Origin of the sequence: Pseudomonas sp. PNPG3 (genome assembly GCF_023093815.1) — a bacterium.
Taxonomy (GTDB): domain Bacteria; phylum Pseudomonadota; class Gammaproteobacteria; order Pseudomonadales; family Pseudomonadaceae; genus Aquipseudomonas; species Aquipseudomonas asiatica.
This window is the reverse complement of record NZ_JALLKV010000021.1, coordinates 26,422-50,857: the sequence shown is the minus strand read 5'-3', so window position 1 is coordinate 50,857 and position 24,436 is coordinate 26,422. Positions and strand designations below refer to the sequence as shown.

The following is a 24,436-nucleotide window of genomic DNA, read 5'->3' as shown; positions in this document are numbered from 1 at the left end:
CTTCAGGCCCCAACCCCCGCCGTAGTCCGCATCCGCCCCTCGATCCGCCGCTTCAAGCGCCGCTGCTCGATCAGCAACCGCGACCCATTGGCCGAATTGCTGCGCCCCCAATCCTCAAGCAGCTCAAGGCACGAGTGGTCGATATAGCTGAGGTTACCCAACGGCACATGCAGTGTGGTCCCCGCCGGTACGCTATCCAGCACCTGGGTCAGCGCCGGCACCTTGAGGAAGGTAGCCGCGCCACTCAACCGCAGCTCCATGTGTCCAGCCTTCTCCAGGCTGACCAGATTGATCTTCAACCGCGCCGCCTTCAGTGCCAGCTTCAGCAAGGTCAGGGCAAAGCCCAGCAATACACCGGTCAGCAGGTCGGTAAAGATGATCGCCAGCGCCGTCGCCGCGTAGGTGAACATCGGCATGCGGCCATAGCGGCCCAGCCCACGAAACGCCTTGAAATCCACCAGCTTGACCCCGGTGAACACCAGCACACCCGCCAGGCTCGCCACCGGGATCTGCTGCAGCACGCTGCTCAACGCCACAACGAACGCCAGCAGCCACAGACCATGGAAGATCGCCGAAGCCCGGGTCTGCGCACCTGCCTGCACGTTGGCCGAGCTACGCACGATCACCCCGGTCATCGGCAACGCACCGAGCACCCCGCACAGCATGTTGCCGATGCCCTGGGCCGACAGCTCACGATCAAAGTCCGAACGCTGGCCGCTGTGCATGCGGTCAACCGCTGCAGCCGACAACAAGGTTTCGGCACTGGCGATGAAGGCCAGGGCAAAAGCGGCGACCAACAAGGTAGGGTCGGCCAGTTGCATCAGGTCACCAGGGCGGATCCAGTCGATGGCCTCGGACAGGTCGGCCGGCACCTGTACGCGGTTCACCGGCAAAGCCAGCCAGATGCTGATGGCCGTCATGGCCGACACACCCAGCAGGGCACCCGGGACGAAGCGCAGCCGCTGCGGTCGCAGCCGCTCCCAGCTCCACATGATGGCGATGGTGCCCAGGCCAAGCGCACCGGCCATCCAACCAGAGCCGGCGCTTTCCTGCGGCAGGGCGGCGGCCACGGTCGCTGGGAACTCCAGCAGGTTCTGCATGCCGGATGGCTGCGGCGCGGTGTCGAACATCACATGCACCTGCGAAAGCACGATCAGCACGCCAATCCCCGCCAACATGCCGTACACCACCGCCGGAGCGGTAACCCGGAACCAGCAGCCCAGGCGCAGGCGCCCGGCCAGTAACTGCAGCAAGCCGGCCAGCAGCAGGATCGGCCCGAGCATGGCCATGCCATGCTGGCGTACCAGCTCGAATACCAATACCGCCAGACCTGCGGCCGGGCCACTGACCTGCAGCGGCGAACCGGCGAGGAAACCTACGACAATACCGCCGATAATGCCGGTAATCAGGCCTTTGGCCGGTGGCATGCCAGAGGCGATCGCAATGCCCATGCACAACGGCAGTGCCACCAGGAAGACCACCACCGACGCCAGCAACTCACGCGGCAGGGCCGCTTTCAACTGTGTAATGTTCACCGTGTTTCTCCTTTCTTTGTCACACAGCCATTCCCCTGGCCGTGGGCACGTTTGCCCCTGACGAGCGCGCAGGCGCGGGCCGCCAGCGGGCGCGCCGGCAAGGCAGTCAGGGAATTCAAGGCAGCCGAAGGCCGTGCCACACCCCTATGGGGTGCAGCCGGCTATCAAGGTTCCAGCGGGTGGATGGGTCGCTTAGTAGCGGCCTCTCGGAGTAGCGCAGGGGACCGGCTCGCCAGCAGCCAAGGGCAGGAAGGTATCGCTGGCGGCGTCGTAGGCTTCGATCTTGCTGGTCTCGATGTCGTAGACCCAGCCATGGATGTACAGCTCACCGGCTGCCAGGCGCGAAGCCACCGAAGGGTGGGTGCGCAGGTGATGCAGCTGGGCGATGACGTTTTCCTTGGTCAGCACCTGCATGGTTTCATGTTCGCTGCCGCACGAGCAGTTGTTCTCGACCACGGTGCGGGCCACTTCGGCGTGGCGCAACCAGGCGGACACGGTCGGCATCTTGGTCAGCGATTGCGGGTTGAGTACGGCACGCATGGCGCCGCAGTCGGAGTGGCCGCAGACGATGATGTGATGCACTTTCAACGCCAGTACGGCGTATTCGATGGCGCTGGAAACGCCGCCGTTCATCTGGCCATACGGCGGTACCACGTTACCGACGTTACGGGTCACGAACAGGTCGCCAGGTGAACTCTGGGTGATCAGCTCGGGAACGATGCGCGAGTCGGCGCAGGTGATGAACATGGCTCGCGGGGTTTGCGCGGTGGCGAGCTTCTTGAACAGCTCTTGCTGCTCGGGGAAAACGTCATGGTGAAAACGCAGGAAGCCGTCGACGATGTGCTTCAGGGCGGCATCGGCGCTCTCCGCGGGGACCTGCGGTACGACCTTGGATGGGTCCTTGACGGGCATGATTCATCCTCTTGACGGTGTGTAGGTAAATCCATTTTACCGGTGAAAGATTCTGGCTATGCAGGGATTTAGATGACACGCACGGGCCATAGATCACAGTCGGTGAAGACTGATTTCCTACGCTAGCGGGGAAAACTTAACTGAAACTTAATTCGAAGGCTCTAGAACGGGTGTTCCAGATGAGAAAGGCGGGTATTGGATAATAGCAAAAAAACATCAACTGCCAAGAGCCATTACTGCAATTATCAACTTGAATTAGTTGCATTGAGGGCTGGCAATGCGCCACACGTGGGAACCCGGAACCTGCGCAGAACCTGTGGGAGCGGGCGTGCCCGCGAAGGAGACAACTCGGTACATGGCACCGGCTGCGCCGGTGTTCGCGGGCGCGCCCGCTCCCACAAAGACCGTGCTCTGCTCAAGCATCAGAACAACGCCATCTGCCCACCCGGCGGGCAAAACGCCGAACAATCCAGCGCATGCGCTTCTCGCCCTTTGAACTCCAGCCGCTTCATGGCCTTGGCAAAACGCTGCGCCAGCAACTCGGCAAACACGCCTTCACCGCGCATGCGCGCACCAAAGCGGCTGTCATACAGTTCGCCGCCGCGGCTCTGGCGGATCAGGCTCAACACATGCGCCGCCCGCTGCGGGTAATGGTCCTGCAGCCATTGCTCGAACAACGGTGCCACTTCCAGCGGCAGGCGCAACATCATGTAGGCTGCGCTCTGTGCACCTGCCTCCCTCGCCGCCTCCAGCAGCCGTTCCAGTTCACTGTCGTTGATCATCGGAATCATCGGCGAACACAACACGCCCACCGGCACTCCCGCCTCGCGCAACAAGCGGATCGCCCGCAAGCGCGCCTTGGGTGACGCCGCACGCGGTTCCAGTACCCGTTTCAAGTCATCGTCTAGCGTGGTCAGGCTGATCATCACTCGCACCAGGCGCTGGCGAGCCATCTCGGCCAGCAGGTCGAGGTCGCGCAGCACCAGCGACCCCTTGGTGACGATGGTCACCGGGTGGCGAAAACGCAGCAGCACTTCGAGCAGGCGCCGGGTCAGCAGTTGTTCACGTTCGATCGGCTGGTACGGGTCGGTATTGGAACCCAGGTTGATCGGCGCGCACACGTAACCCGGTTTGCTCAATTGTTGCGCAAGCACCTCGGCGGCGTTGGTCTTGGCAATCAGCTTTGTCTCGAAATCCAGGCCGGGGGAAAGGTCCCAGTAAGCGTGGGAAGGGCGGGCATAGCAGTAGATGCAACCGTGCTCGCAGCCACGGTATGGGTTGATGGAACGGTCGAAGGGCAGGTCGGGCGAGGTATTGCGGCTGATCACCGATTTGGCCGTCTCTACCCGTACCTCGGTGCCCTGGGTTTGCGGCACCTCCTGATACCAGCCGTCATCCTCCGCCATCGAATGGCTGGGGGCAAAGCGGTTGTGCGGATTGTACGCCGTGCCACGGCCCTTTTGCGGTGCTGGAGGAATCATGGCCTACCTCTGATACTGTATTTATGCACAGTATCGCGCATGCCTGATTCTTTCCAGCACCTCCGGTCAGCCCACTCTCACTTCAGGCCATGCCAACGCAGGAAGGGCAGTTGGCTTGACTGCCGGCCGAGAAACGCCTCAATACCGTCACGTAAAGGTCGCGATGCCCCAAGGGCAAGCAATGTCTCCTGCAGCGCCCGGCCTGTGGCCCGGTCCAGCAGGCCTTGGGCCTCGAAGCGGGTGAACAGGTCGAATGCGTGCACGTCCGACCACAGATAGGCGTAATAACCGGCATCGTAGCCATTTACCAGATGGTCGAAGGCATGCGCCGGGTGCTCGAAATCGGCCAAGGGCCAGTAGCCACAACGCTCACGAGCATCGCCCAGGCGCTGCTCGAGGGACCGGCCATCGTTCGGCGTGCCATGCAGGTCCAGATCGAACAGCGCCATGCTCAGGTCGCGCGCGGTTTCCTCCACACCTTGCTGCCGCAAGCGGCGCAGGCATTCATCGACCCGGGCCCGGGAAAGCTTGCTGCCATCCTGAAGTGGCGAAGAGATCGCCACCAGGTAATCCGCGTCCCAGACCCAGCGCTCAAACAGCTTGCCGAACAGTTCCACGCCATCGGTACCGAGTTCGGTGACGTTGGACATCACGTGGTTGGTCGTGCGCACCAGCAAATGGTGCAAGGCATGGCCAAATTCATGGAACAGCTTGCGCAGTGATAGATGGTCCAGTAACGGCTGGCTACCCGGCAGCGCTGCAGGCACGTCGCTGTAGACCACCACCGAGGCCGCCTGGAAGATTCCCTCGGCATCGACCCGGCGGTTGCGAATGTAGGTGGTGAACACCGAGTCAGGTTGCTTGCCGGCATGCTGTACGGCGTCCAGGTACAGGAAACCGATCAAGGCGTTGTCCTGCCACACCTCGAACGGTTGCACGCTGTCATCCCAGGTTGCCAGCGGCTTGGCCAGCAGCGTTACGCCAAACAGTTTTTCCGCCAACTGCTGCAATGCACTGACCACGGCATTCAGCGGGAAGTGTTCGCGCAAGGCTTCGGTGGAAAGCACCTCGCGCGACGAGGCCTGCAGATAGGCAATGTCCCAGGGCTGGACATTCTCCAGACCTTTGGCTGCGGCCTGATGCTGCATTTCTGCACGCCACTGCAGCACGGCCGGCCGCACATGGTCGGCAAGGTCATGAAGAAAGCCGCGCACCTGGGCAACCGAACCCGCGCTCTTCGAATGCAGGCTCTGCTCCAGATGGCTGGCAAAGCCGAGCAAGTGGGCCTTTTCTTCCAGCAGCCTCGCCAGTTGCTCCAGGTGCGAGCGATTATCCTGCTGTTGGCCAAGGCCGACGCCTCGGGTGTTGTAAGCCCGGTATACGCGCTCACGCAGCTGCCGGTTGTCGGCATGCTTGAGCACGGCGTCGGTAGTCACGCTTTCACATGCAATCAACCAACCCGGCTCACCCGCCTCCTGTGCCCTGGTAGCCAGCTCGTCACGGATGCGTTGAGGTACACCGCTCAGTTCGGACTCATCCGTAATGCTCAGCCCTGGCCGGTTGATGTTGCCGCGAAACGCCTCGCGCGCAGCGCCAATCCGTTTCAGCAGTTCGGCCAGGCGCACCTTGCCTGCGGGGTCGAGCGATGCACCGCTGGAGGTGAACTTGTGCAGATGCCAGCGCAGCGTGGCGCGTTTCTGGGCATCCAGCTGCTTGCCGATGTCGCTGTTGGCCAAGCGCTCATACAGGGCCTGCAGTGCGGAGTTGGTGAATTTCTGTTCGAACCGCTCCGTAGCCTTGGCGAAGAAGTCGGAAATGGCACCAGCCCAGGCTTCATCCCGACCAACCAATGGCGAGGCGGCATACAACACCGTCAGAAGCTGACTATCCAGCCCGTCCACCGCCAGCACCATGTCATCCCAGGTTGGCAGTGCCTGCTGGTCGCGGATGATGCGTTCGATGCCTTGCTCGTGCGCCAACAGCACGTGGTCGAAGGCAACTTGCATGTTTTGAAGCGTGATCGACGGATAATCGACGGGGATATGGCTATCTTGCAGAAGTGGGTTATCCATGGTGCAACACCTTGCTCGTAGGGAAGAGCAGGTGAGCTTGCATGGCCAGCGTGCAGTAGGTGGCCTGATTATCTACCACCCGGGCATGCCGGCCCGGGCACGGCGCCCGGGCGGCACGACGGCTTTATTCAGCCGGTTTCTTCAGCTTCGGGTTGGGGAAGAACTGCACCGTCTGTACCTTGGCCGGCGCGGCTTTCGGTTCCAGATGGTTGACCCGGGTGCCGAGCTCCTTCGGCACCGACAAGCCCTGCTCGTTGAGGGTGTCAGTAAAGCCGCAGGCCACGCACTCGCGGTGCGGTACACCGTCTTCGTTCCACATCATCAGCTTGTCGGTCTCGCTGCACGCCGGGCATACCGCCCCGGCAATGAAGCGTTTCTTGGTCTTGTTCACGGCTACCTCGCTCATGCTGCAGCGTCCTCGCTCAGGCCACTATGGCGCAGCAAGGCATCGATGGAAGGCTCACGGCCACGGAAGTCGACGAATAGCTCCATCGGCTCGCGCGAACCACCACGTGCCAGGATCGCCTCGCGGAAGGCTCGGCCGGTTTCGGCATTCAGCACGCCTTCTTCCTCAAAGCGCGAGAAGGCGTCTGCCGACAGCACCTCGGCCCACTTGTAGCTGTAGTAGCCCGCCGCATAACCACCAGCAAAGATGTGCGCAAAGCTGTTGGGGAAGCGGTTGTACGCCGGTGGGCGCATGACGGACACCTCGTCGCGCACGCCTTCGAGCACCTGCAGCACGCTGCGGCCGTCACCATGGGTTGCATGCAGCTCGAAGTCGAACAGCGAGAACTCCAACTGGCGCACCATCATCATTCCCGACTGGAAGTTCTTTGCCGCCAGCATCTTGTCCAGCAGGTCCTGGGGCAGGGGGGCGCCAGTTTCGTAGTGGGAGGAGATCAGTGCGAGGCCTTCCGGCTCCCAGCACCAGTTTTCCATGAACTGGCTCGGCAGTTCGACCGCGTCCCAGGCCACGCCGTTGATACCGGATACACCGGCATGCTCGATGCGGGTCAGCATGTGGTGCAGACCGTGGCCGAACTCGTGGAACAAGGTGGTGACTTCATCGTGGGTCAAAAGCGCCGGCTTGCCGGGCGCGGCCGGGGTGAAGTTGCACACCAGGTTGGCCACGGGGCTCTGCAACTGGCCAGCGGCTGTGCGGCGACGGTCACGCGCGCCATCCATCCAGGCGCCGCCACGCTTGTTGGCGCGCGCGTAGAGGTCGAAGAAGAAGCGGCCGACGTGCTGGCCGTTTTCCTTGATCTCGAACAGGCGCACATCCGGGTGCCAGCTGTCGAAGCCCTTGAGCTCGGCAATCTCGATACCGTAAAGGCGCTGCACGATGCTGAACAGGCCACCCAGCACCTTGTCGATCGGGAAGTAGGCGCGCAGGGCTTCCTGCGACACGCTGTAGCGCTGCTCGCGCAGCTTCTCGCCGAAGTACCCGGCGTCCCAGCTGGCCAGCTCAGGGCAGCCCTGCTCGGCGGCATAAGCCTTGAGCTGCTCCAGGTCCTGGGCGGCGAACGGCTTGGACCGCTTGGCCAGGTCACGCAGGAAGCTCAGCACCTGGTCACTGGACTCGGCCATCTTGGTGGCCAGGCTAAGCTCCGCGTAGTTCTTGTAGCCCAGCAGTTCGGCCAGCTCCTGGCGCAGGTCAAGGATTTCCTGCATCACCGGGCCGTTGTCGAACTGGCCGGCATTCGGGCCCTGGTCCGAGGCGCGGGTGCAGTAGGCCGCGTATAGCTCTTCGCGCAGGGCGCGGTCGCTGGCGTAGGTCATCACCGCGTAGTAGCTGGGGAATTCCAGGGTGATCAGCCAGCCGTCGAGGCCCTTGGCCTGGGCGGCCGCGGCCATCTGCGCCTTGGCCGAATCGGTCAGGCCGGCCAGCGCGGCTTCGTCGGTAACATGCTTGGTCCAGGCCTGTGTGGCGTCGAGCAGCTGGTTGGAGAAACGGCTGCCAAGCTCGCTGAGCTTGCTCTGCACTTCGGCGTAGCGCTGCTGTTTATCCGCCGGCAGGTCGATACCCGACAGGCGGAAGTCCCGCAGGGCGTGCTCGAGGATAGTCTTTTGCGCCACATCGAAGCCGGCGGCTTCGGGGCTGTCGATCAGCGCCTGGTAGGCTTCGAACAGCGCACGGTTCTGGCCCAGTTCGGTAGAGTAGGCGCTCAGCGCCGGCAGGCATGACTCGTACGCTTCGCGCAGCTCCGCGCTGTTGCACACCGCATTGAGGTGGCTGACCGGGCTCCAGGCGGCGCCCAGGCGGTCATTCAGTTCGTCCATGGCCAGCACCAGGCCAGCCCAGGTAGGGTTCTTGCCCTGCTTTTCGAGGATCTCGGCAATGGCTTTACGGTTGTCGGCCAGGATCGCTTCGATCGCCGGCAACACGTGTTCGGCACGGATTTGCGAGAAGGGCGGCAGATCGTAGGACTGCAGAAGCGGGTTGTTCGCACTCACGGTTTGGATACCTTGGCAGAAGAAACACTGCCCCATCTTAATTACAATCGACGCCGACCGCAGCAGGCAGCCTGCCTATCGGCACAGATGAGAGACGCTATCATGGCCACCCGAAGCTTCCAGCAACACACTCCGAAAGTTGGGCCCAGGGCCTTCGTCGACCGATCGGCGGTAGTACTGGGCGACGTGGAAATCGGTGAAGACAGCTCCGTATGGCCTTTGACTGTGATACGCGGCGACATGCACCGCATCCGCATCGGCGCGCGTACCAGCGTGCAGGACGGCAGCGTGCTGCATATCACCCATGCCGGCCCGTTCAACCCGGACGGCTTCCCGCTGATCATCGGTGACGAAGTGACCATCGGCCACAAGGTCATGTTGCATGGCTGCACCCTGGGCAACCGCATCCTGGTCGGCATGGGCAGCACTATCATGGACGGTGCCATCGTGGAGGACGAAGTGATCATCGGCGCCGGCAGCCTGGTGCCGCCGGGCAAGCGCCTGGTCAGTGGGTACCTGTATATGGGCAGCCCGGTGAAGCAGGCTCGGTTGCTGAACGACCAGGAACACGCGTTCTTCGCCTACAGCGCCAGTAACTACGTGAAGCTCAAGGACCAGCATCTGGCCGAAGGCTACGATCAACCTGAATGACCGCATTCGCGGGTAAACCCGCTCCCACAGGTACGGCGCCGGCCTCAGGCCCTGTGATATCCCTGTGGGAGCGGGTTTACCCGCGAAGAAGACCACGCAGCATTCAAAGTGGAACCCGCAAATGCATCAGCAAAACATCCTCTTCGACCTCGACGGCACCCTGACCGACCCACGCCAGGGCATCACCCGCTCGATCCAGTATGCCCTGGCCAAACTGGGCATCGATGAGCCGGACCTCACCCGCCTCGAGCACTTCATCGGCCCACCCCTACTGCAGGCCTTCATGCAGTTCTACAGCTTCGACGAAGCCAAGGCCTGGGATGCGGTGAACTTCTATCGGGAACGCTTCAGCGTCACCGGCCTGTACGAAAACCTGGTGTTCGAAGGTGTGCCGGAGCTGCTCGAGGCCCTGAACGGGCAGGGTCGCACGCTGTACATCGCCACCTCCAAACCGTGGAAGTTCGCCCGCGAAATCGCCCGGCACTTCGCCTTCGACCACCACTTCAAGGTGATCTATGGCAGTGAGCTGGATGGCACACGCACCAACAAGGTCGAGCTGATTCGTCACCTGCTTGAGGAAGAAGGGCTGGACCCGGCGAAGACGCTGATGATCGGCGACCGCAAGCATGACCTGATCGGTGCGCGCAGCAATGGCTTGCAGGCGGTGGCGGTGGGGTACGGGTTTGGTAGCCAGGAAGAACTGATGGCGGAAGAGCCGGCCTACCACTTTGCTACCTTGGCCGAGATGCATCAGGCATTTCTCAAGGCTTGATGGCCTGGGGGCTGCTTTGCAGCCCATCGCGACACAAGGCCGCTCCCACATCGATCGGCGTAAGCAGGACCTTTGTGGGAGCGGCCTTGCGTCGCGATGGGCCGCAAAGCGGCCCCAAATTCTCACAGGTTCACCATCAACCGCTGCAACGCCACCTTCCGCTCTTCAATCGGCAACCGCCCCAGTTGCTCGACCCGCTGATAAAACCGCGCCCAGTCCCCACCCACCTCACGGAACACCGCCGCAAACGCAGGTACCCACTGGTCATACAGCCCGAACGGCAGCAACTTGGCATTGCTCATCGGCCCATACATCCAGGCGTCATAACGCTTGTCACCACCCCACTGGGCATCACGCACCTGCCGGTATTCCCGCCTAAGCCGCTCGAACTCCGCCTGCTTGGCCGCCCGCTTCTTCACATCATCCAGAGGCCCGGCATAAATCGCCTGCAACCGCTCGCGGCTGGCCAGCACCAAACGGATGAATTGCTCACGCTGCTGCCCCTGCTCCCCGCCAGAGGCAGCCAGGCCCCGCGCCACACGCCATTGCCGCGTGCCTTCCTGCTCGACGAAGGAGGCAAACGACTCGTTGAACTCGGTGTCGTCCTGCACATAGAAGCGCTGGTGGGCCAGTTCATGGAAGATCAGCGTGGCCAGGCGCTCGTCGCTCCAGCCCACCATCGACGACAGGATAGGGTCGTCGAACCAGCCCAGAGTCGAATAGGCCTCCACGCCGCCCACGTACACATCCATGCCATCCTGGCGCATCAACGCCGCCGCCCCACGTGCCGCGCCTTGCTGATAATAACCGCGATAGGCCACACACCCCGCGATCGGGAAGCAGTGCGTCACTGGCTGCAACGACAACTCGGGGGTAGCGAACACATTCCACACCACATAGGGCCTGCCAATGTCGGCATACACCCGGTAGCTGCGATTGTCCGGCAGCTTCAGCTGCTGGCTGGCAAATACCCGCGCCTGCCTGGCGTGTTCCAGGCGCGCGCGCAATTGCGCCGAAGTGGCCGGGTTGGCCACTACTTGCTCCACCGGCTGCCGTGCGCGTAGCAGCTGCCACTGGCCCTCGGCCAACTGCCCATAGTAGGCGGCGCTGCTACAACCGTTCAGCAGGAGCACCGCCAGCAGGGGAACCAAACGGGTGAAAACAAGGTCGAGTGGCCCAGGGCCTGAGCGCTGCATAAGAATAAGTCGAAGCATCCGGAACTGTCTGACTCGCTCAAGGCCGATTCACTCCAAGACTATCTCGCCAAGGGGGCGTTTCGCCATGCGTGCACTGTTGGTCACCGGCTCATTGCTGCTGATATCCGCCTGTTCGACCTTGCCAGACCCGGACCCGAACCAGGCCTGGATCGACCTCACGCCCTACGACAACACCTCGCTGCACGCTGTGCAGGTAGATGAACGCGACTGGGCCGATAGCCGTTACTTCGAAGTACAGCCCGGCAGCCACGAGCTGACCGTGCGCTACCAGTTTCCGGTTACCCCCAGCAATATCGGCCCGGTCGAGGAGCCTTTGTGGCGGGATTGCCAGGTCAAGCTGACCTTCAAGGATTTCAGTGCCGGTCAGCGCTACCAGTTGCAGGCTGGCAGCATCGGCTTCCGCCCCTGGATCAAACTCTATGACCGTCAGCAAAAGCTGGTTGGCCAGGGCTCGCCTGCAGGCTGCCAGCGCACCTGAAACGCACAAACGGCGCTATGCTTGTAGCCTATAAGTCGCAAGTGGGAGTCTTGCCATGCGCCAGCCCATGATGCTGATCGCCCTCAGTGCACTGGGGGCATGCGCCAGCCCCTTGCCGCCCGTCGACCCCAAGCAGGCCTGGGTCGATCTGTACACCATGACTCCCGGCAGGGTGATCATGGCCGACCGCCTCGACGGCAAGCGCCTGGAAGATGGCCGTTACTTCCAGGTGACGCCGGGCAAGCACGAACTGGTAGTGCGCTTCGATTACGAGATCTACGGGGGCGGCCTCATGACCCAGCCCCGGGATCGTACCTGCTACCTGACTGTGCGCTTTGACAACTTCAAGGCCGGTGAGCGCTATCGCCTGGAGGCACGGGCGCCGGTAATGGAGCCGCAAGTGCTACTGTATGACGGCAGCCGCAAGGTGGTGGTGAACGAGCCTAGCGAGGTGTTCTGCATTCCTTGATATGGGGCTGCTTCGCAACCCCCGGCTCTGGAATCTACCGATCATTCTTCTGATAAATGATCTTCTTGGTCCCGCCATCGCAGGTCCCGACGACCATGTTCTGGTCCTTGACCTCGCTGTTGGGCACGATCTCCAGGGTATAGGACGAAACACCCTGGGCCTGGATCTTGGCCTCGATCTCGGCTTTGAGCTCCTCGCACGGCTTGACCGCCGCCAACGCAGATGTGGCGACCAGGGAAGCCAACACGGTGATTGCTACGCGAATCATGAAACGGCTCCTGAAAGGGCAGCGTGCTGCCGACGCTGTTTAGACTACAGCAAACCGCCCTCATTGCACGGCTTCATCCCACCAGCGCTGCATCCAGGCTGATCTTCGCGTTCAACACCTTGGACACAGGGCACCCGGCCTTGGCCTTGTCGGCGATCTGCAAGAACTGCGCTTCACTCGCCCCAGGTACCTTGGCCCTGAGCACCAGATGCACCGCCGTAATGGCATAGCCATCAGCTTGCTTGTCGAGTGTCACTTCGGCAGCGGTGTCGATCCTGTCCGGGGTGAACCCCGCTTCGCCCAGCATCATCGACAGCGCCATCGAGAAACAGCCGGCATGCGCCGCACCAATCAGCTCCTCCGGGTTGGTACCGGGCGAGCCCTCGAAACGGGTGTTGAAGCCGTAGGGGTTCTGCTTTAGCGCGCCACTTTCGGTAGAAAGCAGGCCTTTACCGTCCTTCAGGCCACCTTGCCAGATCGCCGATGCTGTCTTTTTCATGATGCCTCCTGGTCTCGGGTTACATGCTTATGGCTTCAGAGGTCAGCCGCCTACGGCAAGTTCAGAGCAATCGCACGGCAAGCATTGAATCCGTCGAATGTGCCCATACAGAGTTGAAAAGGCCTGTGGCCAAACACCTTTGCGGAGGCTCCATGACGCAGCTGCGTGACCTGAAGATTTCCACCCTCGACCTGGTGCCGGTACGCGCCGACGCCGGCCCGGCGCAGTCGCTGCGCAACTCGCTGGACCTGGCGCAGCACGTCGAGCGCTTTGGCTACAACCGCTTCTGGGTAGCCGAGCACCACAACATGGACGGCATCGCCAGCTCGGCGACTTCGGTGCTGATCGGCTACCTGGCCGGGGGGACCTCGAGCATTCGCGTGGGCTCTGGCGGGGTCATGCTGCCCAACCATGCGCCGCTGGTGATCGCCGAGCAGTTCGGCACCCTGGCCAGCCTGCACCCGGGACGCATCGATCTGGGGTTGGGCCGCGCACCGGGTTCCGACCAGATGACCGCCTACGCCCTGCGCCGCGACCGCGCCGGCGGCCCGGATGACTTCCCGGACGATGTCGAGGAACTGTCACGCTACCTCGGCCCGCGTACCGATGATCAAAAAGTGATCGCCGTGCCAGGGCACGATACCGAGGTGCCGATGTGGCTCCTCGGCTCTAGCCTGTTCAGCGCTCAACTGGCCGGCATGCGCGGCATGCCCTACGCCTTCGCCTCGCATTTTGCGCCGCGCTACATGCACGAGGCGATCCGCGTGTACCGCAACCACTTCAAGCCCTCGACCACATTGGACAAGCCGTATGTGATGCTGGGCATCCCCATGGTGGTGGCGGAAACCGACGAAAAGGCCGAGTACCTGGCCACTTCGGTGTACCAGCGCATCCTCGCGCTGATTCGCGGGCAGAGCCTGATGCAGAAGCCGCCTGTGGAAAGCATGGATGGGCTGTGGCTGCCCCATGAACGGGACGCGGTGGGTAGCTTCCTCGGCCTGGCGATGATTGGCAGCCCGCAGAAGGTGCGGGCCAAGGTGGAAGTGCTGCTGGAGCAGACCGGGGCAGATGAGCTGATCTTCACCTGTGATTTGTATGAGCATGCGGACCGGATTCGGTCCTATGAACTGATGGCGCAGGCTCTCAAGACCGCGTGATCTTCTTCGCAGGCTTGCCCGCTCCCACAGGTACAGCGTCGCTCTCTGGCCTGTGATATGCCTGTGGGAGCGGGCGAGCCCGCGAAGAGGCCAGCATATTAGCCGCGGCGGTACACAATCTCCTTGGTACCACCCTCGCAGCTGCCAATCACCTTGCCGGCCGGGTCGCCCTTGTCGACGATCTCCAGCTTGTAGCCGGTGACCCCCTTGGCATCCAGCTTGGCCGCAATCTCTGCCTTGAGCTCCTCGCACGGCTTGCCCGCCGCCAGCGCTCCACCGGCCAGCGTCATCAGGCCCAGCGCCAGAATCAGTTTGTTCATCACTCGCTTTCCTTGTGCAGATGAAATCAGAAAAGGCGCCCGCCAAGGCGCCCCCTCCCTAAATACCCCATCATGCCGGGCTCATCCAGCCCGGCAGTGTTTCAGCTATTGGCGATACGGAAGCCGACCTTCAGCGTGACCTGGAAGTGCGCCGCCTTGTTATCACGGATATGGCCACGGGTATCTATCACTTCGAACCACTCCAGGTGCTTTATGCTCTTGCCGGCTTCGGCCAGGGCATTATTGATCGCCTCTTCGATGCTGGTGGTCGAAGACCCCACCAGCTCGATCTTCTTGTAGGTGTGATGATCGGTCATGAGCGCTCTCCTCGGATGATGGTGAGATTGAGCCTAGCAGCGCAGGCCTGGTTTACCTGCGAGCGGTCACCATTGACGAAAGTTCGATCGCACTTTCCCGCGGACCCAAGGTCGCAATCCTTACAGTCCATACTGCAAAGGAGAGTCAACATGCACCGCAATTCGCTGCGTAGAACGTCCCTGGAAAGCATGGAAGCGGAGATCGAGAGCCTTCTGAAAAGCCTGGAAAACCTCAAGCATGATGCGTCGGAGGAGTCCCAAAAATCGGTGAAGGCAATCCGCAGCAACGCCGAGAGTGCCCTGCGTCATTCTCGCCACCTGTTGAGCGATGCCTACGAGGAAGTGAAGCACCGCACCCGCCAGACCGGCATCGCCACCCGCGACTATGCCCAGGAACACCCGTACACGACTGCCGGCGTTGCCATTGGCGCGCTAGGCTTGCTGGCGGCGTACCTGATGTGCAAACGCAACTAAGCGCCCTGTCGCGCCAGTTCCGCCCTTAGCCACTGCGCCAACTGCTCGGCGCGCCCGTCCGCGGCGCGCCTGGGCACCCACAGCGCCAATGCCGCAGGGGTAGGTGAAAAGCCCCACGGCGCACTCAAACGGCCAGCTCGCAGGTCGTCAGCGACCAGCGGCTGCGGCGCAATCGCCACACCCAGCCCGGCCACGGCAGCTTCCAGCAGGTAATACAGGTGCTCGAAGGCCTGGCCATAGTGGAGGGCCGCCGGCTCCAAACCCTGTTCCAGCGCCCAGGTCGGCCAAGCCTGCGGGCGCGAGGTGGTGTGCAGCAAGGCTTCGCCCAGCAAGGCCTTGGCCGGCGCGCCATGCAAGCGCTCGAAACCGGCGAAATGCGGGCTGAGCACCGGCCCGATGCGCTCCTCGGCCAGTACATGCACCTGCATGTCCGTCGGCCACGGCGGCTCGGCGTAAACCAGCAGCGCATCCAACCCTGGCCGCCGTGGGTCCAGGTCGCCTTCACCGGCCGAAAGGTGCAGACGCAGTTCAGGTAAATCCGCCTGCAGCCGCCCCAGTCGCGGGATGAACCAGCGCGCCAGCAGGCTGCCCGAGCAGCCCAGCACGAACGGCGCCTCGCTGACGTTGTGGCTAAGCTCGGCGCACACGCTGCGCAGGCGATCGAAAGCTTCGCCACTTGCATCGCGCAGACGTACGCCGGCATCTGTGAGTTTGATGCCACGCCCGTCCTTCACGAACAGCGCGACGCCCAGGTGCTCTTCAAGTACCTTGATCTGCCGGCTGACGGCGCCATGGGTGACGTGCAGCGCTTCGGCCGCCTGGCTGACGCTGTTGAGCCGTGCGGTAACCTCGAAAGCCCGAAGGGCGTTGAGGGGAGGGAGGTCGTGGGCCATTTTACCTGTGAGTTTTTCTGACAAGTTTGCGCAATCTTATCGGTTTTCAGCTGGGCTTGCCGTGGTTAGAGTAAAGTCCATCACTCATTCATTACGCCCTGGAGCGCCCCCATGACCCAGTCCCAATACCGCCCCGGCCCCGACGCCAATGGCCTGTTCGGCTCGTTCGGCGGCCGCTACGTGGCCGAAACCCTGATGCCACTGGTGCTGGACCTGGCCCGCGAATACGAAGCGGCCAAGGCAGACCCCAAGTTCCTCGAAGAGCTGGCCTACTTCCAGCGCGACTACATCGGCCGCCCCAACCCGCTGTACTTCGCCGAGCGCCTGACCGAGCACTGCGGCGGCGCCAAGATCTTCTTCAAGCGTGAAGAGCTCAACCACACCGGCGCGCACAAGGTGAACAACTGCATCGGCCAGGTGCTGCTGGCCAAGCGCATGGGCAAGAAGCGCCTCATCGCAGAAACCGGCGCCGGCATGCACGGCGTGGCCACCGCCACCGTCGCTGCCCGCTTCGGCCTGCCTTGCGTGATCTACATGGGCGCCACCGACATCGAGCGCCAGCAGGCCAACGTGTTCCGCATGAAGCTGCTTGGCGCCGAAATCGTCCCGGTCACTGCCGGCACCGGCACCCTGAAGGACGCCATGAACGAGGCCCTGCGCGACTGGGTCACCAACGTCGAAGACACCTTCTACCTGATCGGCACCGTGGCCGGCCCGCACCCGTACCCGGCCATGGTCCGCGACTTCCAGTCGATCATCGGCAAGGAAACCCGCGCCCAGTTGCAAGAGAAGGAAGGCCGCCTGCCAGACAGCCTGGTTGCCTGCGTCGGTGGTGGCTCCAACGCCATGGGCCTGTTCCATGAGTTTCTCGAAGAGCCAAGCGTGCAGATCATCGGCGTCGAAGCCGGTGGCCACGGCGTGCACACCGACAAGCACGCCGCCAGCCTGAACGGCGGCGTACCGGGCGTGCTGCACGGCAACCGCACCTACCTGCTGCAGGACGAAGACGGTCAGATCACCGACGCCCACTCGATTTCCGCCGGCCTGGACTACCCGGGCATCGGCCCGGAGCACGCCTACCTGCACGAAGTGAAGCGTGTCGAGTACGTCAGCATCACCGACGACGAAGCGCTGGATGCATTCCACGCCACCTGCCGCCTGGAAGGCATCATCCCGGCCCTGGAAAGCTCCCACGCCTTGGCCGAGGCGATCAAGCGCGCACCGAAGCTGCCCAAGGACCACCTGATGGTCGTGTGCCTGTCGGGCCGCGGCGACAAAGACATGCAAACCGTCATGAACCACATGGCCGCCCAGGAGAAACAGGCATGAGCCGTCTTGAAAAACGCTTCGCCGAGCTGAAGGCCGAAGGCCGCTCGGCACTGGTCACCTTTGTCACCGCGGGCGACCCGGGCTATGACGCCTCGCTGCAGATCCTCAAGGGCCTGCCGGCAGCCGGTGCCGACGTGATTGAACTGGGCATGCCGTTCACCGACCCGATGGCCGACGGCGTGGCCATCCAGCTGGCCACCCTGCGTGCCCTGGAAGCCGGCCAGACCCTGGCCAAGACCCTGCAGATGGTTCGCGAATTCCGTGTGGATAACCAGACCACACCGATCGTGTTGATGGGCTACTACAACCCGATCCACCGCTTTGGCGTGGAAAAGTTCGTGGCCGAAGCCAAGCAAGCGGGTGTAGATGGCCTGATCATCGTCGACCTGCCGCCAGAGCACGACGCCGAACTGGCAACCCCGGCCCAGGCAGCGGGTATCGACTTTATCCGCCTGACTACCCCAACCACCGACGACGCGCGCCTGCCGCGCGTACTGGAGCGCAGCTCCGGGTTCGTCTACTACGTGTCGGTGGCCGGTGTGACCGGCGCCGGCTCGGCGACCACCGAGCACGTGACCGAAGCCATCGCCCGCCTGCGTCGGCATACCGATCTGCCAATCAGCGTAGGTTTCGGCATTCGTACGCCGGAGCAGGCTGCGGCCATTGCCCGCCTGTCGGACGGCGTAGTGGTGGGCTCGGCGCTGGTCGACAAGATTGCCCAGGCCAAGAGTGCCGAGCAGGCAGTCAACGATGTATTGAGCCTGTGCTCGGCGCTGGCTGAAGGGGTGCGCGGCGCCCGCCGCTGAACCGCGTCGCCTGCTTCGCGGGCACGCCCGCTCCCACAGGGACAACACAGATGCTGAAAGCTGTGGAGGACCTGTAGGAGCGGGCTTGCCCGCGAAGAGGCCAGCACAGGCTATAGAGGCCTATCCCCCGAAAATCGACAGATCCAGCGGCCGCACCGCCCCCATCCAGATCGCATGGTCACGGTGGTCCGCCAGCTCATCACCGGTCAGCGGGTGCATGAACACCACCAACCCCTTCCGATACAGTGCCAACCACGGCAGCACCACCCCCACAAACTCCGGCTCGAAGGCCAGCTGGCAGCTCCAGTCCGGGTGCGGCCCCACCGGTTTCTGGTGCATGCGCCCCATGGTCACGGGAAACAGCCGCGCCGCTTCCTCACACAGCTCACGGGCCTGGTCCATGGTCGCTGCGTCGTAGTAAACGTGGGCGTGGTAACCCTTGATCCTCTGCACGATAACTCCTGATTGCGGTCCAAACATCACCACCTGCAAAGGGAGTGATGCAGTGAAAAACGCCGAAACCCCAGTGTTCAAACTGGTCTTGTTCGGGCCTGAAAGCAGCCTGGGCAACGCCCTGATGGTAGAGCTGCTGTCGCGCCAGCACGAAGTCACCGCCGTGGTCGACGACCTCAACCGCCACGCGCCGCGCCCCGGCCTGCATTTCAAGATAGGCGGGCTTGGCGATGCCGACCAGGCGGAGCAGGGCGCGGCAGGCGGGTCGGCAGTAATTGCCCTGTTGTCGACGCTGGCGCCGGACGATCTGCCCGGGCAAGCCCGCATGAGCGAGGCGCTGGTGGCGGGGTTGAAGCGTACGACTATACGCCGGCTGTTGCTGGTGGGCGATTTCGATGTGCTGGATGAGCCGGGCAAGTACAGCGAGGCGGAGCGGGAGTGTGTGGACCAGGTGGTGGACGGGTTACAGCGCAGTGCCTTGCACTGGACGCTGATCAATGCCCCACAGGAACTGGCCGGGTTGGGGATTGAGCATTTTCGCAGCACCGAAGGTACGCTGGAGCCGGGGTTGGCCGAGCCGTTGCGGCACCTGGCCAGGGTCGCTGCGGGCATGGTGGATATGCTGGAGCTGGATTTGCACCGAGGCGAGCATCTGAACTTCGTGGTCTAGATTGCCGGGGCTGCTGTGCAGCCCCGGGAATGTCACAGGCTGCGCTCGCGCTCCAGCCAATCCACAAACCGCTCGATCAACGCCCCACGCCGCTTGCGTGGTGGCAGCACCGCGTAATACCCGCGCGCCGAGCGCAAACTCCCCTCCAACGGCCGGCATAGCAACCCTTGCTCCACCAGCCCATCCACCAGGTGCCCCCAGCCAATCGCCACCCCTTGCCCGGCAATCGCGGCCTGGATCAGCAACGTATAGTTATCAAACCGCAACTGCCCGGCCGGCGGCGGGCTGGCCACGCCAAACCCGCGAAACACCCCTGCCCAATCAAACCAGCGGCTAGCCTGCTCTCCCTTCAAGTGCAGCAAGGGCAATCGTTGCAAAGCCACGGCTGACAAGGGTTTGCCATGAATCAGCCGGGGGCTGCACACCGGGAAAACCTCCTCATCGAATAGCCAGCGGCTCTCGCCCTGGTGAAAACGCCCGTCGCCAAACAGCACCGCCACATCGATGTCCGGTCGCAACATGCCCTGGCTGCGCTCACCGGTCACCAGGCTCACATCCACCTGCGGATAAGCCTCGTGAAAACGCTGCAGCCGTGGCATCAGCCAGAACGCCGCAAAGGCGAAGTCGGTAGCCACCTGCAGCACTTCGCGCTGACCGCGCCCACTGGCCTGGGCGATGCCGTCCTCCATGGCCTGCAGGCCCTGATGCACCTGTTCGAACAGCACCTGGCCGGCCTCGGTCAGCTCGATACCCCGGTAAATGCGGTCGAACAACCGCGTGCCCAGCTGTGCCTCCAGCCGTTTGACTTGCTGGCTCACCGCCGGCTGCGTGGTGCCCAGCTCCAGTGCCGCAGCGGTAAAGCCACGCAACCGTGCGGCAGCCTCGAACACGCGCAGTGTATCCAGCGACAAGTTGGCAAGGTGGTCAAACATAAGCAGGGCTAATCCCAGTCATTGCCCGCCATGGGCTTTACCCATGTTATCCACAGTCGCATCTTGATAGGCAAGCGGTTCGCATAACCCTCAACGATGGAAGCCACCATGACGCGCCCGAATATCCTGTTCATCATGGCCGACCAGATGGCCGCGCCCTTGCTGCCGATCTACGTCTCTTCGCCGATCCAGATGCCGCATCTGAGCCGCCTTGCCGAACAGGCGGTGGTGTTCGACTCGGCTTACTGCAACAGCCCGTTGTGCGCACCGTCGCGCTTCACCCTGGTCAGCGGCCAGTTGCCCAGTCGCATCGGCGCCTACGACAACGCCGCCGACTTCCCCGCCGATGTGCCGACCTACGCCCACTATCTGCGCCGCCTTGGCTACCGCACCGCGCTGTCGGGCAAGATGCACTTCTGCGGCCCGGACCAGCTGCATGGCTACGAAGAACGCCTGACCAGCGATATCTACCCGGCCGACTACGGCTGGGCGGTGAACTGGGATGAGCCGGACGTGCGCCCGAGCTGGTATCACAACATGTCCTCGGTACTGCAGGCCGGACCGTGCGTGCGCACCAACCAGCTGGATTTCGACGAGGAAGTGGTGTTCAAGGCGCGCCAGTACCTGTACGACCATGTACGCGAAAACGATGGCCGACCGTTCTGCCTGACCGTGTCGATGACCCACCCGCACGACCCCTACACCATCCCCCGGCGCTATTGGGATCGCTACGAAGGTGTGGATATCCCCATGCCCCGCGCCGAATTCGACCAGGCAGAACTCGACCCGCACTCGCAGCGCCTGCTGAAGGTCTACGACCTGTGGAACAAGCCGCTGCCTGTGGACAAGATTCGTGACGCCCGTCGTGCCTACTTCGGCGCCTGCAGCTACATCGATGACAACATCGGCCTGCTGCTGCAGACCCTGGAGGAATGCGACCTGGCCGACGACACCCTGATCGTGTTCTCCGGCGACCACGGCGACATGCTCGGCGAGCGCGGCCTCTGGTACAAGATGCACTGGTTCGAGATGTCGGCGCGGGTGCCTCTGCTGGTGCACGCGCCGAAGCACTTCGCGCCAGCCAGGGTCAGCGCTTCGGTGTCTACCTGCGACCTGCTGCCGACCCTGGTCGAGCTGGCTGGTGGTGCTGTGGATAACCACCTTCACCTGGATGGCCGCTCGCTGGTCGGCCACCTGCAAGGGCAGGGTGGCCATGACGAAGTGATCGGCGAATACATGGCCGAAGGCACCGTCGGCCCGCTGATGATGATCCGCCGGGGGCCGTACAAGTTCGTGTACAGCGAAGACGACCCATGCCTACTCTATGACCTGAGCCGCGACCCGCACGAGCGGGAGAACCTCACCGGCAGCCCGGAACACCAGGCGCTGCTGCAGGCATTTGTCGATGAAGCACAGCAACGTTGGGATATCCCCAGCCTGCGCCAGCAGGTTCTTGCCAGCCAGCGGCGCCGCCGCCTGGTGGCCGAGGCGCTGGCCATCGGCAAGCTGAAAAGCTGGGACCACCAACCGCTGGTGGACGCCAGCCAACAGTACATGCGCAACCACATCGATCTCGACGACCTCGAGCGCAAGGCACGTTATCCACAGCCCGCCCCCCTGGATTGAGAAGAGAGGCCGCCATGCACAAGTTCTCCGCCGCCGTGTTCGCCCTGGCCCTGAGCCTGGGTACCGCCACGGCCCACGCCGCCGACAGCGACGCGCAATGCACCACCGTGAAGATGGCCGACCCCGGCTGGAGCGACATCGCAACGACCAACGCCTTGGCCCGCCTGCTTCTGGAAAGCCTGGGTTACCAGGTGAAAATCGACAGCCTGGCCGTGCCGATCATCTACGGCGGCCTCAAGGATGGCCGCGTCGATGCCTTCCTCGGCAACTGGATGCCGGCGCAGCAGGGCTTTCATGACAAGTTCATCGCCAATGGCGATGTGCAGCAGCTTTCGCGCAATCTGGAAGGAACCGAGTTCACCTTGGCAGTGCCCGACTATGTGTGGAATGCCGGAGTGAAGGATTTCGCCGACTTGCAGAAGCACGCCGACCAGTTCGACAAGAAGCTGTACGGGATTGGTTCCGGGGCACCGGCCAACCTGTCGTTGAAGGAAATCATCGACAAGAATGAATTCAACCTCGGCCAGTGGAAACTGGTGGAGTCCAGCGAGCAGGCGATGCTGGCGCAGGTCGACCGGGCGGTGAAGAAACAGCAGTTCATCACCTTCCTCGGCTGGACCCCGCACCCGATGAACGTGAAGCTGAAGATGCATTACCTGAGCGGCGGGGAGAAGTGGTTTGGCAGCAAGGGCGAGGTGTATACCCTGACCCGCAAGGGTTATCCACAAGCCTGCCCGAATGCGGCCAAGCTGCTGGGCAACCTGAAGTTCACGCTGGACATGGAAAACACCATCATGGCCGAAGTTGTGGACAAGAAGATCAGCTTCGATGATGCGGCCAAGGCTTGGCTGAAGGCGCACCCCGAGTTGCTGGAAGGGTGGTTGGCCGGAGTGACGACCAAGGCAGATGGCAATGCGCTGGAGGCCGTCAAAGCCAAACTGTAACCTCACAAGCAAAACCTCTATCCCTGTGGGAGCGGGTTCACCCGCGAATGCGCTGGTAGATTCAATGCAGCATTCGCGGGTAAACCCGCTCCCACAGGGGACAGTGCAATTTCTGGATTGTGGATAACCCATGCATCGCCTCACTCACCTGCTGCCCTTCCTCTCATGGCTCCCCCGCCAATCGGGCCGCAGCCTGCGCCAGGACCTGCTGGTGGGCCTGAGCGGTGCAATCCTCGCCCTGCCGCAATCCATCGCCTACGCTCTGATCGCCGGCCTGCCCGCCGAATACGGCCTGTACGCCGCCATCGTGCCAGTGCTGATCGCCTGTCTGTGGGGCTCGTCCTGGCACCTGATCTGCGGCCCGACCGCAGCCATTTCCATCGTTCTCTACGCCAGCATCAGCCCGCTGGCCGTGGCTGGCAGCGCCGACTATGTCACCCTGGTGCTGCTGCTGACGTTCCTCGGCGGCATTTTTCAGTTACTGCTGGGGCTTTTGCGCTTCGGCGCACTGGTCAATTTCGTCTCCCATTCCGTGGTGCTCGGCTTCACCCTGGGCGCCGCTGTCGTCATTGCCCTGGGCCAGTTGCCCAACCTGCTGGGCATGGACCTGCCAAGCCAGGCCACGGCGCTGAAGACCGTGCAGGACCTGGCCAGCCATGCCGGCGAGGTCGACCTGCCTTCCTTGATTCTGGGCCTGGCCACAGTGCTGATCGGCGTAGGCTTCAAGCTCTGGCGCCCGCGCTGGCCCAGCCTGTTGATAAGCCTGATTTTGGTAAGCCTGCTGGCCTGGCTGCTGCCCGGGTTCTTTGGGCATGTGCCGCGTGTGCCGGCATTCACCGGCCAGCTACCACCCTTCAGCCCGCTGCCGTTGCTGGATGTGGAACTGATCCTGCGCCTGCTGCCCAGCGCTGTGGCAGTGGGCATGCTCGGGCTGGTCACCAGCCTGTCGATTGCCCGCTCATTGTCAGCACGTTCGGAGCAGTTGATCGACGCAGACCAGGAAATACGCGCACAGGGCCTGTCGAACATCGTTGGTGCATTTTTCTCCGGTTACCTGTCTTCCGGCTCCTTCACCCGTTCCGGGCTGAGCTACGACGCCGGCGCCCGCTCGCCCATGGCCGGGATATTCTCGGCGCTGTGGGTGGCGGTGTTCGCCGTTGCCGGGGCCAGGCTGATCGCGCACCTGCCGATTCCGGCCATGGCCGGCAGCATCCTGCTGATCTGCTGGGGGTTGGTGGACCACCGGGGGATTCGTGCGCTGTTCCGGGTCAGCCGCTCGGAGTTTCTGGTAATGGCGCTGACGGCGGCAGCGACCTTGTTGCTGGAGCTGCAGACGGCGATCTATGCCGGAGTGCTGGCGTCGCTGTTCTTCTATCTGAAGCGCACCTCGCGGCCACGGGTGCAGCAGAGCCGTGAAGGGGAAGCAGATGTGCTGCGGGTGGGCGGGTCGATCTTCTTTGGCGCGGCGCATTACCTGCAGGTGCGCTTGCAGCGCTGCCAGGGGCCGCATGTTGTTATCGATGCCCGGCAGGTGAACTTCATCGATTACTCGGGTGTGGATATGTTGCACCGCGAGGCGCGGCGGTTGCGGCGGGCGGGGGGGAGTCTGACCCTGCACCGGGCCAGGCCGCAGGTGATCGAGGAGTTGCAGAAGCTGGAAGGGGTGGAGTTGTGCCCGATCCGGTTTGAGGAGTGAGGCTGAAATAT

26 protein-coding genes are annotated in these 24,436 nt (G+C 63.0%); 12 read left to right on the top strand and 14 right to left on the bottom strand.

The features are described from left to right. Positions 1–2: 2 nt before the first annotated feature. The 6 genes from MJ643_RS15580 to prlC all read right to left on the bottom strand — a co-directional run bounded on the left by MJ643_RS15580 (position 3) and on the right by prlC (position 8,490). Complete coding sequence (locus MJ643_RS15580) at positions 3–1,535, bottom strand: SulP family inorganic anion transporter (protein ID WP_013970296.1); 1,533 nt, start codon at positions 1,533–1,535, stop codon at positions 3–5. Positions 1,536–1,727: 192 nt separating this feature from the next. Next, complete coding sequence (locus tag MJ643_RS15575) at positions 1,728–2,447, bottom strand: carbonic anhydrase (protein ID WP_013970295.1); 720 nt, start codon at positions 2,445–2,447, stop codon at positions 1,728–1,730. 422 nt (positions 2,448–2,869) lie between these two features. Further along, positions 2,870–3,928 (bottom strand): PA0069 family radical SAM protein, encoded by a 1,059-nt coding sequence (locus tag MJ643_RS15570; RefSeq protein ID WP_208209345.1) that lies wholly within the window; start codon positions 3,926–3,928, stop codon positions 2,870–2,872. Positions 3,929–4,005: 77 nt separating this feature from the next. After that, positions 4,006–6,000: a M3 family metallopeptidase gene (locus tag MJ643_RS15565; RefSeq protein WP_169774686.1), complete on the bottom strand. Its 1,995-nt coding sequence runs from the start codon at positions 5,998–6,000 to the stop codon at positions 4,006–4,008. Between the two features lie 124 nt (positions 6,001–6,124). Beyond that, entirely contained in the window at positions 6,125–6,406 is a 282-nt protein-coding gene (locus tag MJ643_RS15560; RefSeq protein WP_013970292.1) for a YheV family putative zinc ribbon protein, read from the bottom strand. Continuing rightward, positions 6,403–8,490 carry an oligopeptidase A gene (gene prlC / locus MJ643_RS15555; RefSeq protein ID WP_023661440.1) on the bottom strand — a complete coding sequence of 696 codons (2,088 nt, stop codon included), beginning with the start codon at positions 8,488–8,490 and terminating at the stop codon, positions 6,403–6,405. Before prlC ends, MJ643_RS15560 begins: the two co-directional genes overlap by 4 nt. A gap of 66 nt (positions 8,491–8,556) precedes the next feature. Between prlC and MJ643_RS15550 the strand changes: the two genes are divergently transcribed. Both MJ643_RS15550 and MJ643_RS15545 read left to right on the top strand, forming a co-directional pair. Then, entirely contained in the window at positions 8,557–9,105 is a 549-nt protein-coding gene (locus MJ643_RS15550) for a gamma carbonic anhydrase family protein (protein ID WP_023661439.1), read from the top strand. 121 nt (positions 9,106–9,226) lie between these two features. Then, positions 9,227–9,877, top strand: a complete 651-nt coding sequence (locus MJ643_RS15545) for an HAD family hydrolase (RefSeq protein WP_024087950.1) — start codon at positions 9,227–9,229, stop codon at positions 9,875–9,877. 122 nt (positions 9,878–9,999) lie between these two features. On the opposite strand, the gene MJ643_RS15540 is transcribed toward MJ643_RS15545, so the two are convergent. Then, positions 10,000–11,073, bottom strand: coding sequence for an aminopeptidase (locus tag MJ643_RS15540; protein ID WP_169774687.1), 1,074 nt, complete (start codon positions 11,071–11,073; stop codon positions 10,000–10,002). An 85-nt stretch (positions 11,074–11,158) separates the two neighbouring features. Between MJ643_RS15540 and MJ643_RS15535 the strand changes: the two genes are divergently transcribed. Beyond that, positions 11,159–11,572, top strand: a complete 414-nt coding sequence (locus tag MJ643_RS15535) for a hypothetical protein (protein ID WP_013970287.1) — start codon at positions 11,159–11,161, stop codon at positions 11,570–11,572. A 55-nt stretch (positions 11,573–11,627) separates the two neighbouring features. Next, a complete protein-coding gene (locus MJ643_RS15530) occupies positions 11,628–12,041 on the top strand; it encodes a hypothetical protein (protein ID WP_013970286.1) in 414 nt (137 codons plus the stop codon). Between the two features lie 34 nt (positions 12,042–12,075). Here MJ643_RS15530 and MJ643_RS15525 read toward each other — a convergent pair whose 3' ends face one another. Both MJ643_RS15525 and MJ643_RS15520 read right to left on the bottom strand, forming a co-directional pair. Then, the gene (locus MJ643_RS15525; protein ID WP_003261043.1) at positions 12,076–12,309 is read right to left on the bottom strand and encodes a DUF1161 domain-containing protein; all 234 of its coding nucleotides are present in this window, start codon (positions 12,307–12,309) and stop codon (positions 12,076–12,078) included. Positions 12,310–12,382: 73 nt separating this feature from the next. Beyond that, positions 12,383–12,808: an OsmC family protein gene (locus tag MJ643_RS15520; RefSeq protein ID WP_169774688.1), complete on the bottom strand. Its 426-nt coding sequence runs from the start codon at positions 12,806–12,808 to the stop codon at positions 12,383–12,385. A 152-nt stretch (positions 12,809–12,960) separates the two neighbouring features. On the opposite strand from MJ643_RS15520, the gene MJ643_RS15515 reads away from it, so the two are divergent. Next, positions 12,961–13,965, top strand: coding sequence for an LLM class flavin-dependent oxidoreductase (locus MJ643_RS15515; RefSeq protein WP_013970284.1), 1,005 nt, complete (start codon positions 12,961–12,963; stop codon positions 13,963–13,965). A 98-nt stretch (positions 13,966–14,063) separates the two neighbouring features. Here MJ643_RS15515 and MJ643_RS15510 read toward each other — a convergent pair whose 3' ends face one another. Then, positions 14,064–14,285: a DUF1161 domain-containing protein gene (locus MJ643_RS15510; RefSeq protein WP_023661435.1), complete on the bottom strand. Its 222-nt coding sequence runs from the start codon at positions 14,283–14,285 to the stop codon at positions 14,064–14,066. Between the two features lie 101 nt (positions 14,286–14,386). Continuing rightward, entirely contained in the window at positions 14,387–14,602 is a 216-nt protein-coding gene (locus tag MJ643_RS15505; RefSeq protein ID WP_013970282.1) for a dodecin, read from the bottom strand. Between the two features lie 150 nt (positions 14,603–14,752). Between MJ643_RS15505 and MJ643_RS15500 the strand changes: the two genes are divergently transcribed. Further along, positions 14,753–15,076 (top strand): DUF883 family protein, encoded by a 324-nt coding sequence (locus tag MJ643_RS15500; RefSeq protein WP_003261039.1) that lies wholly within the window; start codon positions 14,753–14,755, stop codon positions 15,074–15,076. Here the strand turns inward: MJ643_RS15500 and MJ643_RS15495 are convergent. Then, complete coding sequence (locus MJ643_RS15495) at positions 15,073–15,969, bottom strand: LysR family transcriptional regulator (protein ID WP_024087948.1); 897 nt, start codon at positions 15,967–15,969, stop codon at positions 15,073–15,075. The two genes, MJ643_RS15500 and MJ643_RS15495, sit on opposite strands and share 4 nt — an antisense overlap. Positions 15,970–16,080: 111 nt before the next feature. Between MJ643_RS15495 and trpB the strand changes: the two genes are divergently transcribed. Beyond that, the gene (gene trpB, locus MJ643_RS15490) at positions 16,081–17,298 is read left to right on the top strand and encodes a tryptophan synthase subunit beta (RefSeq protein WP_015268451.1); all 1,218 of its coding nucleotides are present in this window, start codon (positions 16,081–16,083) and stop codon (positions 17,296–17,298) included. Further along, a complete protein-coding gene (gene trpA / locus MJ643_RS15485; RefSeq protein WP_013970279.1) occupies positions 17,295–18,104 on the top strand; it encodes a tryptophan synthase subunit alpha in 810 nt (269 codons plus the stop codon). Before trpB ends, trpA begins: the two co-directional genes overlap by 4 nt. Before the next feature lie 120 nt (positions 18,105–18,224). On the opposite strand, the gene MJ643_RS15480 is transcribed toward trpA, so the two are convergent. Next, complete coding sequence (locus MJ643_RS15480; RefSeq protein ID WP_013970278.1) at positions 18,225–18,557, bottom strand: DOPA 4,5-dioxygenase family protein; 333 nt, start codon at positions 18,555–18,557, stop codon at positions 18,225–18,227. Positions 18,558–18,609: 52 nt separating this feature from the next. Between MJ643_RS15480 and MJ643_RS15475 the strand changes: the two genes are divergently transcribed. Next, the gene (locus tag MJ643_RS15475) at positions 18,610–19,227 is read left to right on the top strand and encodes an NAD(P)H-binding protein (protein ID WP_013970277.1); all 618 of its coding nucleotides are present in this window, start codon (positions 18,610–18,612) and stop codon (positions 19,225–19,227) included. A 32-nt stretch (positions 19,228–19,259) separates the two neighbouring features. Here MJ643_RS15475 and MJ643_RS15470 read toward each other — a convergent pair whose 3' ends face one another. Further along, positions 19,260–20,159, bottom strand: coding sequence for a LysR family transcriptional regulator (locus MJ643_RS15470; RefSeq protein WP_013970276.1), 900 nt, complete (start codon positions 20,157–20,159; stop codon positions 19,260–19,262). Positions 20,160–20,267: 108 nt separating this feature from the next. Here MJ643_RS15470 and betC point away from each other — a divergent pair, with 108 nt between their 5' ends. From betC to MJ643_RS15455, 3 genes are all read left to right on the top strand, one after another. Then, the gene (gene betC, locus MJ643_RS15465) at positions 20,268–21,785 is read left to right on the top strand and encodes a choline-sulfatase (RefSeq protein WP_023661433.1); all 1,518 of its coding nucleotides are present in this window, start codon (positions 20,268–20,270) and stop codon (positions 21,783–21,785) included. Between the two features lie 14 nt (positions 21,786–21,799). After that, positions 21,800–22,729: a choline ABC transporter substrate-binding protein gene (gene choX, locus MJ643_RS15460; RefSeq protein WP_013970274.1), complete on the top strand. Its 930-nt coding sequence runs from the start codon at positions 21,800–21,802 to the stop codon at positions 22,727–22,729. 130 nt (positions 22,730–22,859) lie between these two features. Then, a complete protein-coding gene (locus MJ643_RS15455; RefSeq protein WP_024087947.1) occupies positions 22,860–24,425 on the top strand; it encodes a SulP family inorganic anion transporter in 1,566 nt (521 codons plus the stop codon). Positions 24,426–24,436 lie beyond the last annotated feature (11 nt).